This window comes from Streptomyces caelestis, assembly GCF_014205255.1.
Taxonomy (GTDB): domain Bacteria; phylum Actinomycetota; class Actinomycetes; order Streptomycetales; family Streptomycetaceae; genus Streptomyces; species Streptomyces caelestis.
The window spans coordinates 4,757,410-4,773,322 of record NZ_JACHNE010000001.1 but is presented as its reverse complement, the minus strand read 5'-3'; the positions used below and the strand labels follow the sequence as shown (position 1 = coordinate 4,773,322).

Annotated in this window: 15 protein-coding genes; all 15 read right to left on the bottom strand. The window is 73.1% G+C overall.

Features of this window, described 5'->3' with window-relative positions:
- Positions 1-71: 71 nt before the first annotated feature.
- The 15 genes from HDA41_RS21800 to HDA41_RS21730 all read right to left on the bottom strand — a co-directional run bounded on the left by HDA41_RS21800 (position 72) and on the right by HDA41_RS21730 (position 15,777).
- Complete coding sequence (locus HDA41_RS21800; RefSeq protein ID WP_184986334.1) at positions 72-755, bottom strand: response regulator; 684 nt, start codon at positions 753-755, stop codon at positions 72-74.
- Positions 752-2,137, bottom strand: coding sequence for a sensor histidine kinase (locus HDA41_RS21795; RefSeq protein ID WP_184986332.1), 1,386 nt, complete (start codon positions 2,135-2,137; stop codon positions 752-754). Before HDA41_RS21795 ends, HDA41_RS21800 begins: the two co-directional genes overlap by 4 nt.
- Positions 2,130-3,338 carry an acyltransferase family protein gene (locus tag HDA41_RS21790; RefSeq protein WP_184986330.1) on the bottom strand — a complete coding sequence of 403 codons (1,209 nt, stop codon included), beginning with the start codon at positions 3,336-3,338 and terminating at the stop codon, positions 2,130-2,132. Before HDA41_RS21790 ends, HDA41_RS21795 begins: the two co-directional genes overlap by 8 nt.
- On the bottom strand, positions 3,331-4,332 hold the full coding sequence (locus HDA41_RS21785; RefSeq protein WP_184986328.1) for an alpha/beta hydrolase: 1,002 nt from the start codon (positions 4,330-4,332) through the stop codon (positions 3,331-3,333). Before HDA41_RS21785 ends, HDA41_RS21790 begins: the two co-directional genes overlap by 8 nt.
- Before the next feature lie 194 nt (positions 4,333-4,526).
- Entirely contained in the window at positions 4,527-5,393 is an 867-nt protein-coding gene (locus tag HDA41_RS21780) for an alpha/beta hydrolase (protein WP_184986326.1), read from the bottom strand.
- A gap of 162 nt (positions 5,394-5,555) precedes the next feature.
- Complete coding sequence (kynU, locus tag HDA41_RS21775; RefSeq protein ID WP_184986324.1) at positions 5,556-6,740, bottom strand: kynureninase; 1,185 nt, start codon at positions 6,738-6,740, stop codon at positions 5,556-5,558.
- Positions 6,733-7,563, bottom strand: coding sequence for a tryptophan 2,3-dioxygenase family protein (locus tag HDA41_RS21770; protein WP_184986322.1), 831 nt, complete (start codon positions 7,561-7,563; stop codon positions 6,733-6,735). Before HDA41_RS21770 ends, kynU begins: the two co-directional genes overlap by 8 nt.
- A 152-nt stretch (positions 7,564-7,715) precedes the next feature.
- Positions 7,716-8,129 (bottom strand): DUF3151 domain-containing protein, encoded by a 414-nt coding sequence (locus HDA41_RS21765; RefSeq protein WP_184986320.1) that lies wholly within the window; start codon positions 8,127-8,129, stop codon positions 7,716-7,718.
- Positions 8,130-8,260: 131 nt separating this feature from the next.
- Positions 8,261-9,727: an MFS transporter gene (locus HDA41_RS21760; RefSeq protein ID WP_184986318.1), complete on the bottom strand. Its 1,467-nt coding sequence runs from the start codon at positions 9,725-9,727 to the stop codon at positions 8,261-8,263.
- A 67-nt stretch (positions 9,728-9,794) separates the two neighbouring features.
- Positions 9,795-10,817, bottom strand: a complete 1,023-nt coding sequence (gene fbaA / locus HDA41_RS21755; RefSeq protein WP_184986316.1) for a class II fructose-bisphosphate aldolase — start codon at positions 10,815-10,817, stop codon at positions 9,795-9,797.
- 144 nt (positions 10,818-10,961) lie between these two features.
- The gene (pyrE, locus tag HDA41_RS21750) at positions 10,962-11,510 is read right to left on the bottom strand and encodes an orotate phosphoribosyltransferase (RefSeq protein ID WP_184986314.1); all 549 of its coding nucleotides are present in this window, start codon (positions 11,508-11,510) and stop codon (positions 10,962-10,964) included.
- Positions 11,511-11,520: 10 nt separating this feature from the next.
- A complete protein-coding gene (locus HDA41_RS21745; RefSeq protein ID WP_184986312.1) occupies positions 11,521-12,309 on the bottom strand; it encodes an aldose epimerase family protein in 789 nt (262 codons plus the stop codon).
- A gap of 52 nt (positions 12,310-12,361) precedes the next feature.
- Positions 12,362-13,360 (bottom strand): SRPBCC domain-containing protein, encoded by a 999-nt coding sequence (locus tag HDA41_RS21740; protein ID WP_184986310.1) that lies wholly within the window; start codon positions 13,358-13,360, stop codon positions 12,362-12,364.
- 115 nt (positions 13,361-13,475) lie between these two features.
- Entirely contained in the window at positions 13,476-15,131 is a 1,656-nt protein-coding gene (locus HDA41_RS21735) for a polyamine aminopropyltransferase (RefSeq protein ID WP_184986308.1), read from the bottom strand.
- 118 nt (positions 15,132-15,249) lie between these two features.
- Positions 15,250-15,777: a DUF2617 family protein gene (locus HDA41_RS21730; protein WP_184986306.1), complete on the bottom strand. Its 528-nt coding sequence runs from the start codon at positions 15,775-15,777 to the stop codon at positions 15,250-15,252.
- Positions 15,778-15,913: the final 136 nt, after the last annotated feature.

Genomic DNA, 15,913 nt, shown 5'->3' with positions numbered 1-15,913 from the left:
AGGGGTTCCCCGGCGTCCCTCTCAGGTACTACGAGGGCCACGGGCACGTACTACCAGGCCACGGGCACGCCTCAGTAGCCCGACGGCCGGACCAGCCCCGACTCGTACGCGAACACCGCCGCCTGCGTCCGGTCCCTCAGGCCCAGCTTCACCAGGATCCGGCCCACATGCGTCTTCACCGTCTGCTCGGCGACGAACAGGTGCTTGGAGATCTCCGCGTTCGACAGGCCCTGCGCGATCAGGGCGAGCACCTCCGTCTCCCGCTCGGTCAGGTCACCGATCCGTTCCTTGAGCGGGGCGCGGGGCCGGTCGTCCAGCCGGGAGAACTCGGCGATCAGCTTGCGGGTGATGACCGGGGCGAGCAGCGCGTCACCGGCCGCGATCACCCGGACCGCCTCGGCGAGCTGCTCCGACGACGCGTCCTTCAGCAGGAACCCGGAGGCTCCGGCGCGCAGCGCGTCGTACACGTACTCGTCGAGGTCGAAGGTGGTGAGCACCAGCACCCTGATGTCCGGGTTCGCGGTGGTGATCCGCTCGGTGGCCTCGATGCCGCCGATCCCGGGCATGCGGATGTCCATGAGGACGACGTCCGGAGCAGTCGCGGCGGCCTTCTCGATGCCGCCCTCGCCGTCCTTCGCCTCGCCGACGACCTCTATGTCGGGCTGGGTGCCGAGCAGCACGGTGAAGCCCTGCCGGACCATCGCCTGGTCGTCGACGATGAGCACCCGGATGGGTCGGCCGGAGCTGCTCGTCATGGGGTCCCTCCCCGGGGATCGGTGGTGTGGGCGGTGGAACGGGCGGTGCCCGGGGCGTCGGCGGGCGGGGTGTCCGGGAGGAACGCGGTGACCTTGAAGCCGTCCCAGTGCCACGGGTGCGCCGTCATGGTGCCGCCGAGCATCGCGACCCGCTCCCGCATGCCGAGCAGTCCGTGCCCCGCTCCCGTCGACGGCGGTGCGGGCCCGGTCGGCCGGCCGTTGACCACCTCCACCTCCAGCCCGTCCGGCTGATACGTGAGACGGACCGTGGCTCTCGCGCCGGGCGCGTGCCGCAGGACGTTGCTCAACGCCTCCTGCACGATCCGGTACGCGGACAGCTCCACGCCGGGCGGCAGCGGCCGCCGCTCGCCGTTGATCTCGGTGATGACCTCGCGGCCGGCGGCCCGGGTGTTCTCCACCAGCGCGTCGAGCCGGTCGAGGGTGGGCTGCGGGGCGTGGCCGGCGGTGTCGCCGTCCGGGCCGGCGGGCTCCCCCGGCCCGGGGTGCTCCGAACGCAGCACGCCCAGCACCCGGCGCAGCTCGGTCAGCGCCTCCAGAGCGTTCTGCCGGATGCCCGCGAGGTTCTCCTTGAGCTCGTCGGGCGGGTTCTCGACCAGGTGCGGAGCGACCTGCGCCTGGATGGAGATGACGGACATGTGATGGGCCACGACGTCGTGCAGCTCCCGCGCGATGCGGCTGCGCTCCTCCAGCAGGGTGCGCCGGGTGCGCTCCTCGGCGGTGAGCGTGGTCTGCTCGACCAGTTGCGCGCGCGCCTCGCGGCGGCCGCGCAGGGCGGTGCCGACGACCACGACGACGGCGAACAGGGTGACCGCGAGCACCCCGGTGGGCTGGTACTGGACCCCGGAGACCGTCAGTCCCTCCAGGACCCAGGTGGCCAGCACGGTCACGGCCAGCGCCTCCACGGCGACACGGGTGGGCACCCGCAGCGCGAGCAGCAACAGGACGAGCAGGTGGGCGATGATCCCGGCCGCGGTCCAAGGCCAGGTGAATGAGTAGCCGGGTTCTATCCGGGCGTACACCGCGACCGCGCCCACCACGGTCGCCACCGTCGACAGCCACCAGGCCGGGACCGGCCGCCACATCGCGAGGAGTACCGCGATGCCCTGCCCGAACGCGAGCAGGAAGGCGTACCCGGCGTTCAGATGGCCGTTGTCGTTGAGCTGGGCCGTGCCACCGAGCGTGATGCCGAAAGCGGCCAGGCACAGCAGACCGTGCGGCAGCCAGCGCAACCAGGTGGACGGCGGCAGCGGATCCACCCGGGCGGTCCACAGGTCCTCGCGCAGCACCCGCAGCCAGCCCCCGACGCGCGCCCACAGCGCGCGGTCCACCCCCGTGTCCGTCACGCGCCCCAGCCTAGACATGGCGCGCCTCCACCGCTGTCCCCCGGCCGGACGGACGGTGCGCCCGCACCACCCGCGACCGCCGGTCCCGGTCACCGCCCTGCTCGAAGGACCGGAAGGCGGCCCAGCAGACGGCGAGGGCCAGGGCGAACACGGGCAGCCAGAGCAGCCGGGCCCCGACCCAGCCGAGGCTGTCGGGCACCGTGTGCAGGCCGGGGAGGTGCCCGGCGAGGAGGCCGGTGGCCGTCGTGGCCATCAGGGCCGTCTGGTGCCACAGGAAGACGGTCATCGCGGAGAGGTTGACGAGGGCCACCGCCGCCCACGCCACGGGCCGGCGCATGGCCCGCCGCAGCCGCTCGCGCAGCAGCAGGGCGAGCCCGCACTGGGCCAGCCCGAAGGTGACGACGGCCAGCGTCGGCGGGTCCAGGTTGGACATGCCCTCCCCCGGGACGCCGACCATCGACGCCGGATAGCCCGCCCACGCGACGAGCCCCGCGGTCGCCACCGCACCGCCGAGGAGCAGGACCCAGCCCGCGCGGCGGCGCTCCAGCTCGCCACGGGCCCAGGCCGCGCCCAGCGTGTAGGGCACCAGCCAGCCCGCGGCCACATTCACCCAGCCCAGCCAGGAGGGGCCGCCGAAGCCGAAGCGCAGCAGGTCCACGTGCAGTACGACGGCCAGCGGCCACAGCGGGTTGAGCCGGGTCAGCAGCGGGGTCACCGCCGTCAGCGCCGCGAACACCACGAGGAACCACAGCGGGGACAGGGCCAGCTTGCCCAGTGTCCGCACCGTCCCGAACTCCGCGCCCGACAGCAGCAGGGCGAACGCGGCGATCGTCCACAGGGTGAGGACGGCGGCGACCGGTGTGAACAGCCGGGTCAGCCGGGCCGTCAGCCAGCGGTGGTACGGGATGCCACGGGCCCGGGCCGAGGCCAGGCTGCGGGTGGCGACATGCCCGCCGACCAGGAAGAACACGGCGAGTGTCTGGAACAGCCAGGAGACGGGCGTCAGCCAGGGCATGTGCTGGAGCGGGCTGGCCGTGCGCAGGGCGCCGCCGTCGGCGACCAGGGCCGTGACCAGCCAGTGCCCGAGGACGACGCCGAGGACCGCGCCGGCGCGCAGGGCGTCCACGGCCCGGTCGCGGTCGGCCGGGGTGGCCGCCCCGACGCGTTCGGCACCACGGCGCACCACGTGCCGGACACCTCGTACTTCGAGGTCAGTCATGAGTCACCGCCTTGGTCTGGCCCAGGACGATCCGGGTCAGGTTGGTCAGGGAGGTCGAGCCGGGGCTGAAGTAGTCGCTGTGGCCGCCGTCGCCTGCCGCGAAGACCCGGGCGCCGAAGGCCGGCGAGACGGGGTCGGTGCCGAATCCGACGGTGGTGCCGAACAGGTCCGCGCTGAGGTGCGGGACGTCCTCCACCCAGTCGCCGCCGCCGCGCGCCGCCCAGACGCGGGCCTCCGTGTGCAGGGCGGCCGCGGAGTGCGCGCCGGTGCCCGGGCTGCCGACCAGCGCGATGTCGTCGACGGCGAGCCCGGCGGCGGCACGGCCGCAGACGACCGAGCCGTAGGAGTGGCACAGCAGCGCGATGCGAGACCCGCCGCCCGCTATGGCGCGCAGGTCGGTGACGAGCGCGCGCAGGTGCGGGGCCGCCTGCTCCGCCCTGCCGGTCGTGGTGACCGTCGCGCTGACCGTGCCCGGCGTCTCGTAGCCCAGCCAGGCCACGACCGCCGTGCGCGTGCCCGCGGGGGCCTGCCGGACGAGCTGCCCGTACAGGGCGGCGGCGGCCGCGTGGAACCGGCCGTAGGTGTCGAGGCTCGTGTCGGAGCCGGGGACCAGGACGGCGATGCGGTCGGCGCGGGCGAGGTCGCCCAGGACCTCCGTCACCCGGCCGGAGCCGCGGCCGTCGAACCGGAGGAGACGCCGGGCCGGGGCGGCCAGCGCGCGGTCCGTCGCGGCACGGTCCCGGGCCTGGTGGGCGGCGGCCGTCCGGGCCGCTTCGGCGGCGTTGGCGCGGTTGGCCGCGTAGGCCTCGTCGAGCGTCGACGCGCTGAGCGGAGCGAGAGAGGCGGGTGCGGGTGCGGGAATCTCCGCGCGCCCCGCCGCGGAGAGAGGGAACACCACCGCACCGGTGATGAGGGCGGCGAGCACGGCACGACGCCATCGGCCGCCCCGGCGCCTACCTCCTTCGCCACGGCGGTACTTCGCTGCGGACCCCATGGTCGTCCCCCTCCAGCGCACCCGGCCATCGGGTCTGCACGGAAGGGAAGTTACGGATCGGGACTCGTCGTCCGCGTCACACCGCGGAGCTCACCTGCGGCCTGGCTCTCAGGTACTACGGGTACGACCTAGGGGGACGACCGGAACGACCGGGACGACCGGAGATCGCTCCCACGCGCGCCCGGAAAGCCCGCTCACCAGGCCAGTTGCGCGATCTCCTCCACCACCACCGCACACGCGTCCGCCGCCGGGTCGACGAGCGGGAAGTGCCCCACGTCCTCCAGCAGTGTCACTCCCACCATCTCCCCGGCCTTCGCCGCCGCGTCCGCGTACGACTCGGCGACCACCTGCGGCACATCAAGGTCCGTACGGCCCTGGACGAGGGTGGTGGCGATGCCGGTGGGCAGCAGCAGCGCCGGGTCCGCGTACGGCTGCCGCTCGGCGAAGTGCTCGTCCCCGCCCAGGAGTTGCCGTACGGCACCGCCGCACACGTCCAGCTTGTCGGCGACCGCGAGGTCCGCGATCGGGGCGAGGGCGACCACACCGCGCAGGGCCGCCGGGCTGTCGGCGCGCCAGGGCGAGCCGGACGGCAGGACGTGCCGGGCCGCGGCCCACAGCGCGAGGTGCCCGCCCGCCGAGTGACCGGCGAGGACCGTGCGGCGCGGGTCGGCCTGCGGCAGCAGTTCCCGGACGAACGCGGGAAGGGCGTCCAGCGCGGCCGCGACGTCGTCGAAGGTGTCGGGCCAGCGGCCCGCGACGGAGTCGTCGTCACCACCGCGCCGGTACTCGGCACTGGCCACGGCGAACCCGCGACGGGCGAGGAAGGCCGCGAACGGGCTGATGTGACGCCGGTTGTACGGGGCTCGCCAGGCACCGCCGTGCAGCACGAGGACGACCGGGGCGGGCCCGCCCGGGCCGCCCTCCCCGCGCGGGGCGTAGAAGTCGATCACCTGGTCGGGATGGTCACCGTAGGCAACGGTCACGTCCGGGTCGACGGGCGCGTGCGAGAACACCGACTTCTCTTCCGCGGCGGCTCGTGCCGCCGCGACGTCGTCCGTCATGCTCCAACCTCTCAGCGATCAAACGTAGATGGCGGACCAGGTGGGGAACCGGCCGTTGGCCGGGACGGTATCAGGCAGGTGACGTGGGCGGACACGGGGATGTCACGCTGGGTGAAGACCGAACGGCCCCCGCCGCGGCAGGGGCCGTTCGGCACGGGAACCTCAGGCCAGCGTCCGGGCCAGCACCCGCGCCGCCCGCTCCACCTCGGCGAAGCCCACGTACAGCGGCGTGAAGCCGAAGCGCAGCACGTCCGGCGCCCGGAAGTCGCCGACCACACCCCGCTCGATGAGCCGTTTCATCACGTCACCGGCACCCTCACAGCGCAGGGCGATCTGACTGCCCCGCTCCGCGTGCGCGATCGGCGTCAGGCACTCGACCCTGCCCTCGGGCACGTACTCCGCCACGCACTCCAGGAAGAAGTCCGTCAGCGCCAGCGACTTGGCCCGCACCGCCTCCACCGGCACCCCGTCCCACACCTCCAGGGCCGCCTCCAGGGCGAGCATGGAGAGGATGTCCGGTGTGCCGACCCGGCCGCGCAGGGCGCCGGGAGCCGGCTCGTACCCGCTGCGCATCCCGAACGGCTCGGCGTGGGAGTTCCAGCCGGGCAGCGGGGAGTCGAAACGGTCCTGAAGCTCCCGGCGCACGTACAGGTACGCCGGTGAACCCGGCCCGCCGTTCAGGTACTTGTAGGTGCAGCCGACCGCGAGATCCACACCGTGCTCGTCCAGCCCCACCGGCAGCGCGCCCGCGCTGTGGCACAGGTCCCAGACGACGTACGCGCCCGCCCCGTGCACGGCGGCCGTCAGCGCCGGCAGGTCGTGCAGCCGGCCGGTGCGGTAGTCGACGTGGTTGAGGAGGACGGCGGCGGTACGGTCGCCCAGCGCGCCCGGCACGTCCGCCGGTGTCACCGGCCGCAGCGTGCAGCCGGTCATCCGGGCCGCGGACTGTGCGATGTACCCGTCGGTGGGGAAGGTCGTGGCGTCGACGAGGATCTCGTCGCGGCCCTCCCCGGCGAGCCGCACCGCCCCCACAAGTGCCTTGAAGACATTGACACTTGTCGAGTCACCCACCACGGTCTGCCCGGGCGCCGCTCCGACCAGCGGGGCGATCCGGTCACCGATCCGCTCGGGCGCGGTCCACCAGCCGCTCTCCTCCCAGGACCGGATGCGCAGCTCGCCCCACTGGCGGCGTACGACGTCCTCGACCCGTCCGGGCACGACGGCCGGCAGCGCGCCGAGCGAGTTGCCGTCGAGGTAGGCGATGTCGTCGAGGACGAAGGCGTCCCGCTTGCCGCGCAGGTCGTCGGCGGCGTCCAGCTTCTCCGCACGCATCGTGAGTTCAGACATAGGACCGCGCCGTCCACAGCTCGGGGAACACCTGCTTCTGCGCCCGCTTCTCCAGCCAGGCCACTCCTGCGGAGCCGCCCGTGCCGGTCTTGGCGCCCATCGCGCGGCGGGTGGCGACGAGGTGGTCGTTGCGCCAGCGCCACACCAGCTCCGCGACATCGCTCAACGCCTCGCCGAGCCGGGCGAGTTCGTCGCTCTCGTCGCCCGAGTAGACGGCCGTCCAGGCGGCCTCCACCTCCGGGGACGGCTCGTAGCGCAGCGACACGTCACGCCCCAGCACGGCCTGAGGGATGTCGTACCCGCGCCGCGCGAGCAGCCGCACCACCTCGTCGTACAGGCTCGGCTCGTGCAGCGCCTTCTCCAGCTCGGCGTGCACGCGCGGCGCGCCCCGGTGCGGGACCAGCATGGACGCGGACTTGTCGCCGAGCAGGAACTCCATCCGCCGGTACATCGCCGACTGGAAGCCGGAACCCTCGCCGAGGGCGGACCGGTACGAGTTGAACTGGGCCGGCGTGAGCTGGCCGAGCGGCTTCCAGGAGGCGTTGAGCGCCTCCAGCTCGCGTACGGACCTCTTCAGCGCGGCGATCGCGGTGGGTACGTCGTCGCCGCGCAGCGCGTGTGCCGCCGTCTCCCACTCGTGGACGATGACGGTGAACCACAGCTCCATCACCTGGGTCGTGACCAGGAAGACCATCTCTCCGGGGTCGTCGGAGAGGGTGTGCTGGAGGTGGGTGAGGACGTCCGCCTTGACGTAGTCCTCGTACGGCGTCGTGCCGTGGAAATCGAGATGCGGGGTCTCGGGCTCGTGGGCCTCGTGGGACATCGCTGTCTCCTGCTTTGTAACTCCGGGTAGCGGTCCGCCCCTGCCGATGCCGGCACGGGGGCCCCGGTCCCCAGGGGCATACTCCGCAATCGTCCCCCGAAACCGCAAGGCCCGCCCGCTCGGCGGACGGGCCTCACGCACACGGACCGCCGTCAGCCCAGGACCTGCGCCGCGGTCGGCGAGGAGTCCTTCAGGAACTGGGAGCAGCGCTCGTACTCCTCCTGCTCGCCGATCGCCTGTGCGGCACGGGCGAGGGCGTGCAGGGCACGCAGGAAGCCGCGGTTCGGCTCGTGCTCCCACGGGACCGGGCCGTGGCCCTTCCAGCCGCTGCGACGCAGCGCGTCCAGGCCGCGGTGGTAGCCCGTACGGGCGTACGCGTACGACTCGACGGTCGAGCCCCGCTCGTACGCCTCGTCGGCGAGCTGCGCCCAGGCGAGCGAGGAGGTGGGGTGCGCGGCGGCGACGTCGACCGGCGCGGTACCCGACGCGAGCATTTCCCGCGGCCCGGGGTCGTCGGGAAGGTGGGTCGGGGGCGGGCCCCCGAGGAGGTTCTCGTGAATGGACATGAGGTCAAGTCTGCGCCATCAGCCCGCGCTGCGGGCAGTCGTGCCGCTGGGGCGGCGCCCGTCCCAGAGAAGCGGCACCCCGCCGGCGCGGGTGAGCGATCCCACCTGGCCTCCGCACCCACGCCCCGCACCTACGACAACCGCTTCCGCACCGGCTCCCCCTCCAGCGGCGGTGCCGTCACACCCCCGTGCCTCAGACACTCCGGCCGCTTGCAGCCCGGCGGCGGCCTCCGTACCGTCGCGGCCGCGACGACCGACCCCACCACCAGCACCCCCGCACACCACCCCATCGCCTTCCCGAAGGCGATATCGAACGCCGCCGGCTCCCGATACGCCTCCTCCCCCATCCCGGCCAGCAACGGCAACGCCGCCACCGCCACGAGCCCCGCCGCACGAGCCGCCGCGTTGTTGATCCCGCTGGCCAGCCCCGCCCGGGCCACGTCCACCGACCCCAGGACGGTCGCCGTCAGCGGCGCCACCAGCGTGACCATGCCCATCCCGAGCACGACCAGCGCGGGCAGCACGTCAGCCACGTACGACGCCCCCGGGCCGACCCGCAGCATCAGCAGCATCCCTGCCGCGCACAGCAGCGGCCCCACCGTGAGCGGCAGTCGCGGCCCGATCCGGTCGGCCAGCTCACCGGATCGCGCCGACAGCACCAGCATGAGCGCGGTCGTCGGCAGCAAGGCCGTACCGGCCGCGAGGGCCGAGTAGCCCACGACCACCTGGAGCTGAAGCGCGGCGAGGAAGAAGAACCCGCCGAGGGCCGCGTACACGCACAGCGTGACGAGGTTGACCGCCGTGAACTGGCGGGAGGAGAAGATGTCCGGCGGCATCATCGGCTCGGACCGCCGCCGCTCGACCACCACGAAGGCGACTGCCGCGGCCAGCCCGGCCACGGCGGTGACCGCCACGAACAGTCCACCGGCACCGGCCTCGATCAGCGCGTACGTCAGGAGTGCCAGCGCCGACGCACCCAGCACCGCCCCCAGCACATCGAACCGCCCGTGCGCCCGCTGGTCCCCCGACTCGGGTACGTGCCGCAGCGCCACCGGCACGCACAGCAGCGCCAGCGGAACGTTCAGCAGGAACACCCACCGCCAGCCCGGCCCGTCCACCAGCCAGCCGCCGACGAAGGGCCCGACCGCCGCCCCGAACCCGCCGAAGCCGGACCACAGCCCCACCGCGCGGCCCCGGTCGTCGGGATGGAACGACGCCTGGATCAGCGCCAGCGACCCGGGGGTGAGCAGGGCACCGCCCACTCCTTGCAGGGCGCGGGCGGCGATCAGCATCCCGGCGTTCGGCGCGATCCCGCACAGCAGGGACGCCACCGCGAACCACACCACGCCGACGACGAACACCTTCCGGCGCCCGAAACGGTCGCCCAGCGCCCCGCCCAGCAGGATCAGCCCGGCCAGCGTGACCATGTACGCGTTGACGGTCCACTGCAGGGCCGCCATGTCCGCGTCGAGGTCACGGCCGATGCGGGGCAGCGCGACATTGACGACGGTCGAGTCCAGCAGGACCATGCTGGAGCCGAGGACGGTGGTGAGCAGGATCCACCGGCCCCGCGGAGAGGCCAGCCGCACATCGGGCATGCAGGGAGCATACGGAAGGGCCCGGCACCTTATGCAGGTGCCGGGCCCTACGCGATCGAACCGGGACTTACTTGATCTTCGTGCCGCTGGAGCGGAGGTGGCCGCAGGCCTCGACGACGCGCTGGGACATGGACGCCTCGGCGAGCTTGCCCCAGGTGCGCGGGTCGTAGGTCTTCTTCGAGCCGACCTCGCCGTCGACCTTCAGGACACCGTCGTAGTTGCGGAACATGTGGTCCGCGATCGGACGCGTGAAGGCGTACTGCGTGTCCGTGTCGATGTTCATCTTGACCACGCCGTTCTCCAGCGCGGTCCGGATCTCCTCCTCCGAGGAACCGGAGCCACCGTGGAAGACGAAGTCGAACGGGGAGGCCTTGCCGAACTTGGCGGCGACGCCCTCGTTCAGCTCCTTCAGCAGCTCGGGACGCAGGACGACGTTGCCCGGCTTGTACACGCCGTGCACGTTACCGAAGGACGCGGCGAGCAGGTAGCGGCCCTTCTCGCCCAGGCCCAGGGCCTCGGCGGTGCGGATCGCGTCGTCGACGGTGGTGTAGAGGGAGTCGTTGATCTCGTGGGAGACGCCGTCCTCCTCGCCACCGGTCGGGGTGATCTCCACCTCGAGGATGATCTTCGCGGCGCGGGCCTGCTCCAGCAGCTCCTGGCCGATGGAGAGGTTGTCGGCGAGGGTCTCGGCGGAGCCGTCCCACATGTGCGACTGGAACAGCGGGGCCAGACCGGCCTCGACGCGCTTCTTGGAGAGCGCCAGCAGGGGACGTACGTACCCGTCGAGCTTGTCCTTCGGGCAGTGGTCCGTGTGCAGCGCGATGTTCACCGGGTACTTCTCGGCGACGATGTGCGCGAACTCGGCCAGGGCGACCGCGCCGGTCACCATGTCCTTGCTGTACTGACCGCCCAGGAACTCGGCGCCACCCGTGGAGATCTGGACGATGCCGTCGCTCTCCGCCTCAGCGAAACCGCGCAGGGCCGCGTGCAGGGTCTGGGTGGAGGTCACGTTGATGGCCGGGTAGGCGAACTTTCCTGCCTTCGCCCGGTCCAGCATCTCGTTGTAGACCTCGGGAGTTGCGATGGGCATGCGTCCGCTCCTTGTATCTGCGGGTTGGCGTTCTGCGTTCTCGGCCCTGACCTAGACCTTGGGGTGCGACGTCATCGTCGGCCCCATCTTTCCAGACTTGGCCGGAAGGTCCAGGCCACCGTCCACGCCCTGGTCAGTCTTGGCTCAGTCCAGGCCCAGCTCGTCCTTCGAGAACGCGAAGAGATACGGCACCCCGGCGCCCTCCTGGATCTTCTCCGCGGCGCCGGTCGCCCGGTCGACGATGGTCGCGACGGCGACGACCTCCGCCCCGGCCTCGCGCACGGCCTCGACGGCGGTGAGCGGGGAGCCGCCGGTGGTGGAGGTGTCCTCGACGACCAGCACACGGCGGCCCGCGATGTCCGGGCCCTCGACGCGCCGCTGCAAACCGTGCGCCTTCGCGGCCTTCCGTACGACGAACGCGTCCAGGCGCCGCCCGCGCGCGGCGGCGGCGTGCAGCATGGCGGCGGCGACGGGGTCGGCGCCCATGGTGAGCCCGCCCACCGCGTCGAAGTCCAGGTCGGCGGTCAGGTCGAGCAGCACCTGTCCGACCAGCGGCGCTGCCTCGCCGTCGAGGGTGACGCGGCGCAGGTCGACGTAGTAGTCGGCCTCCAGACCCGACGACAGGGTCACCTTGCCGTGCACTACGGCCTTGTTCTTGATCTGCTGCAGCAGCGCGCCGCGTGTGTCCGTCATGCCGCCCAGCTTAGAGGCGGCGCCAGCTCCAGGTCGTGGTGGCCTCCAGCGGCTCCAGGGGCGTGACCAGGCGCGGCATGCTGTTGAGCCCGTTGGGCGGGCCGGTCTGCGGCTCCACGCACACGGCCGCCTCCTGCTCGTCGTAGACGACGACCCACTCCTGTCGGCTGGTCACCTTCAGCTCCAGCTGCCCGGGCCAGGTGAGGGTCACGTCGACACCGCCGGGCATCCCGAAGCAGTCGTCCCAGGGGCCGGGCTTCGGGTCGACGCGGTTGCCGGTGGGCAGGTGGTCGTCGCCGCGCTCCTCCTGCCAGGCGGGGTGGAAGTCGAGGCGTACGTCCTCGCCGCCGAGGTTCCGGTTGAACCACGGGTGCCAGCCGATCTGCGCCGGGAACGACGACTGGTACGTCTCCACGGACATGGTCAGCGTCAGCGCGTCCTCGGTGAGGGCGACGACCTGAGTGACGCGGCCCGGATGGGGCCAGGGGTCGACGAGCTCGTGGGTGATGACGGCCTCGTCCGTGCGCGTGCGGGCGGTGCGCCAGGCGCCGTCGCGGGCGGTGCCGTGGATGGCGTGGGGCGGGGCGTTGAGGGGCATCTGCCGTACGACGGCGCCGTCCAGGAAGCGCCCGTCACGGATCCGCCCGCACCACGGCACCATCGGGAAGCAGCCGAACCGCTCCCCCTGCCGGAGCAGCTCCACGCCGCCGATCCGCAGCCCTCCGACCCGGCCGCCGTTGCCCGGCTGCACGGTCACCTCCGCGTCGCCCGCGGTCAGCGTGATGTCTTCGTCACTCACGGGACGACCCTACTGGGGTGATCAAGAGGGCCTCAGCCGGTACGGGGCGTTTTCAGCGGCGTCTGCGCAGGGCCCGGACCGCCACGATGGCCGACGCCACCGCGAGCGCCGCCGCGGGGGCCGCCCAGCGCAGCGGGGTCGGAGGCATCACGGTCTGCGGCGCGGGCACCGGCGCGTACCGCCCTCTCGGCGGCGCGTGATCGACCTCCTCGGCACTGCGCCCGATCATCGTCCGCCGCGCGTGCGCCGCCTCGGCGATGTCCTCGTCGTCCTCGTCGTCCTCCTCGTCCTCGGCTTCCGCACCCGAGGGCCCGGGAGAGGACGGCGGAATATCGCTCCCGAAGACAGAGGTGGGCTCGGAGGCGGGGGCAGAAGCGTCGCCGGCTGCGGGGGCGGGGGGCTCGTCGGAGTCACCCGGAGCGGAGGACTCGTCGCCGGCCTCAGGGGCACGAGCGTCGTCGGCCGTGCGGCCGGAGGCGGGCGTGTCGTCGGGTCGTGAGATCACACCCCCCTCGGAGCTCGCCGGAGGCGCGGGCGGTGGGGCCGCGTCGTCCGCGTCCGGGGTCGTCTCGTAGTCGGTCGTGGCGCGGGGTTCGAAGTCCTGCGTGGCGAGGGGCGTGGTGGTTTCCGGGGCTGCCGTGGCCAGATGTTCCGCGAAACGGTTCAGCAGGCGGGTGACGGCGCCCTCCACCGCGTCGGACGGGAAGTCCTTGATCCGTCCGTCCGCGGCGGCCGTGCCGGCGAACACGATCGTCGTGCCGTCCTCCGCGTCCCGCAGGGCGATCCGCAGCGCGAGTGTCACCGAACCGGTGCCGCGGGCCTCCGTGGCGTCGCCCTCGACGGCGTACGTCCCGTCGTCCCCCCGGGACACCCGTACGGCACCCCGGTACGTGACGGAGTGACTGCCGACCCTGATCTTCAGCCGCCCGGTGACGGGCTCGGCGCCGGCGTCCTGCTGGAGCCCCGGAACCGCCCGGGCGACCCGCGCGGGGTCGTCCAGCACCTCCCTGAGCCGCTCGGCGGGAACCGGAACGAACACCTCGTGTTCCATGTCGACGGACTCTACCCAGCACGGGCCGAAACGCACCCCCGCCTTCGGGATTCGCCCCCGATCCGCCCCCGCCGGGAGTATCCTCACCCGCCCTCACCAGGCCGTCCCCACCCGCTCAGTAGCGCGGGTGCACCAGCGTCGACGCGGGCAGCCCGGCGATCCGCGTGCCGCACGCCGCCCGTTCCCCCGCCGCGAGGGACGCGTCCGTGAGGACGTACGGGCGCGGGCCGTCCGGGTCGAGGCGGGGTCGCGGCTCCGTGCGGGCGGCCAGGACGAAACCCCAGTCCCGGGGTGCCCGGGAGCGGTCGGCGGGGGTGCGGTCGGGGCTGACGGCGAAACCGGCGTGGCGGCCGCCCGTGCCGTACGGGGCGGTGCGGAAACCGGCCGCACGGAGGGTCGCGTCCACCGTCCAGTACACCCGAGGGCTGGACGCGACGGGCCCGGCGTGCACCACGAGCCGGCCACCGGGGGCGAGCACCCGCCGCGCTAGGCCGTAGAACTCCTGCGAGTACAGCTTGGTACTGGCCGTGATGCCCGGGTCCGGCAGGTCCGAGACGACCACGTCGTACGCCGCCGGGGGCGCTCCGCGCAGCCAGCCGAAGGCGTCCTGCGCGGTCACGCGCACGCGCGGGTCGCCGAACGCCTGCTGGTTCAGCGCCGACAGGGCCGGGTCGGTGCGGCCCAGCCGCGTCACCTCCTCGTCGAGTTCGACGACGTCGACCCGGTCCACCCCGGGATGCCGCAGCACCTCCCGGGCCGCCAGTCCGTCACCGCCGCCGAGGATCAGCACGCGCGCGTGCGGCCCGGTCATGGCCGGGTGGACGAGGGCCTCGTGGTAGCGCGGTTCGTCGAGCCCGCTGACCCGCAACCGGCCGTCGAGGAACAGGTCGAGGGGCCGCCCGTGCGTACCCCCGGTGAGAACCACCTCCTGCACGCCGGTCTGGAGCGCCACGCGCACGTCCCCGCCGTACACCGCCTGCCGGGCGGCCCGTTCGAAGTCGCCGACGAGGAGGGCCGCCGAGGCGAGGATCACCAGCACGAGCGTGTTGGCGAGCAGCAACAGCCAGCGGGCGCGCCGGGTCAGGTCCCGGCGGAACAGGCCGAGCACCAGCGCGCCCCCGACGACCGCGTTGACGGCACCCGTGATCAGCGCGCCGGTCAGCTGGCCGAGGAACGGCAGCAGCAGGAAGGGGAAGGCGAGTCCGCCGACGAGCGCACCGACGTAGTCCGCTGCGAACAGGTCGGCCACCGCGCCGCCCGGGTCCTGGCGGCGGACGCGCTGGATCAGCTCCATCAGCAGCGGGACCTCGGCGCCGATGAGCAGCCCGGTCGCGAGGGAGAAGGCGACCAGGAGGCAGCGGGGCCCGCTGGCCCACATCCCGCCCCAGTCGCCGGTCCAGGCGAAGACCGCGTACAGGGCCATCGCGCTGCACCCGCCGACGAGGGCGAGGGTCGCCTCGACCGCGCCGAAGCCGGCCGCGGCGAGCCCGCGCAGCCGCTTCGCGGCGAGGGAGCCGATACCCATCGCGAAGACCATGACGGACAGCACGACGGAGGCCTGGGTGACGGAGTCGCCCATCAAGTACGAGGCGAGGGCGACGAGTTCGAGTTCATACACCAGTCCGCAGGCCGCGCACACGAACACGCCCGCGAGCACCAGGAACCGTCCGGTGCCCGGCCGGACGGGCAGCCGCGCCGGGCCGCCGGGGCCGCCCGGGGCGCTCCAGGGCGGCGGGGAACCGGGCGGGACGGGCGCGTGCGGCTCGATCACGTTGCGACGTTACGTCACATCTCGACTGCGCTTCGTCACCCACACGTGTGGTGCTGGTTGACAGAGACCGGGTCACGGGATGAGCCGGTTCGCCGAGTGAGGGGGATGCCGGGGAGATTCAGTCGGCGGTGACAGTCGCCGGCACCCGTACGCCCACCTTCGTGCGGGTCGCCACCAACTGCCCGTCCTGCGGGTACGCGTGCCAGGTCCGCCAGTGCACCTGTCCCTCGTGGTGGTGGGCCAGCAGCGCCGTGAAGGCGTGCGGACTGCCGGGGAAGACGCCGGCCAGGCCGTGCGGGTGGTCGGAGACGAGGGCCAGCAACTCCTGGGCGCGCCCGGCGAAGGAGCCGGGCGAGAGGACCTCGACCCGGGCCGCGAACTCGTACTCCCAGTCGCCCACCCGCTTGGCGACGCCCAGCGGAAGCGGCGTGCTGCTGCCCGGAATACACGCCACCGTCTCCGAGCAGATGCCCCGCTCCTGCTCCAGCAGAACCTGGTGGGACGCGCCGAGAAGCCGCAACTGAAGTTTGACGCCTGCCAGTTCGAGGTCGAGCGTGGCCAGCGCGGGAAGTGGCTCGCGCCCCAGGGCCCAGGCGAGATCGGCCGCGCGCGTGTCGGTGTAGGAGGTGTTCAGGGTCGTGAGCATGGATCGGCTCCGCAAGCGCACAAGGAGAGGGAGATGGGTCCGCTGCGCCCCGGTCACACCGGGGTGCTTCGGCCCGGGGCAAACCGGTCGGCCGGTTTCGGAAAGGTGTCCGCAGGACGTCCGAGAGGCTGCGTTG

Coding starts and splice junctions, on each gene's coding strand:
- HDA41_RS21800 (WP_184986334.1), bottom strand. CDS start 755: ATGACGAGCAGCTCCGGCCGACCCATCCGGGTGCTCATCGTCGACGAC.
- HDA41_RS21795 (WP_184986332.1), bottom strand. CDS start 2,137: ATGTCTAGGCTGGGGCGCGTGACGGACACGGGGGTGGACCGCGCGCTG.
- HDA41_RS21790 (WP_184986330.1), bottom strand. CDS start 3,338: ATGACTGACCTCGAAGTACGAGGTGTCCGGCACGTGGTGCGCCGTGGT.
- HDA41_RS21785 (WP_184986328.1), bottom strand. CDS start 4,332: ATGGGGTCCGCAGCGAAGTACCGCCGTGGCGAAGGAGGTAGGCGCCGG.
- HDA41_RS21780 (WP_184986326.1), bottom strand. CDS start 5,393: ATGACGGACGACGTCGCGGCGGCACGAGCCGCCGCGGAAGAGAAGTCG.
- kynU (WP_184986324.1), bottom strand. CDS start 6,740: ATGTCTGAACTCACGATGCGTGCGGAGAAGCTGGACGCCGCCGACGAC.
- HDA41_RS21770 (WP_184986322.1), bottom strand. CDS start 7,563: ATGTCCCACGAGGCCCACGAGCCCGAGACCCCGCATCTCGATTTCCAC.
- HDA41_RS21765 (WP_184986320.1), bottom strand. CDS start 8,129: ATGTCCATTCACGAGAACCTCCTCGGGGGCCCGCCCCCGACCCACCTT.
- HDA41_RS21760 (WP_184986318.1), bottom strand. CDS start 9,727: ATGCCCGATGTGCGGCTGGCCTCTCCGCGGGGCCGGTGGATCCTGCTC.
- fbaA (WP_184986316.1), bottom strand. CDS start 10,817: ATGCCCATCGCAACTCCCGAGGTCTACAACGAGATGCTGGACCGGGCG.
- pyrE (WP_184986314.1), bottom strand. CDS start 11,510: ATGACGGACACACGCGGCGCGCTGCTGCAGCAGATCAAGAACAAGGCC.
- HDA41_RS21740 (WP_184986310.1), bottom strand. CDS start 13,360: ATGGAACACGAGGTGTTCGTTCCGGTTCCCGCCGAGCGGCTCAGGGAG.
- HDA41_RS21730 (WP_184986306.1), bottom strand. CDS start 15,777: ATGCTCACGACCCTGAACACCTCCTACACCGACACGCGCGCGGCCGAT.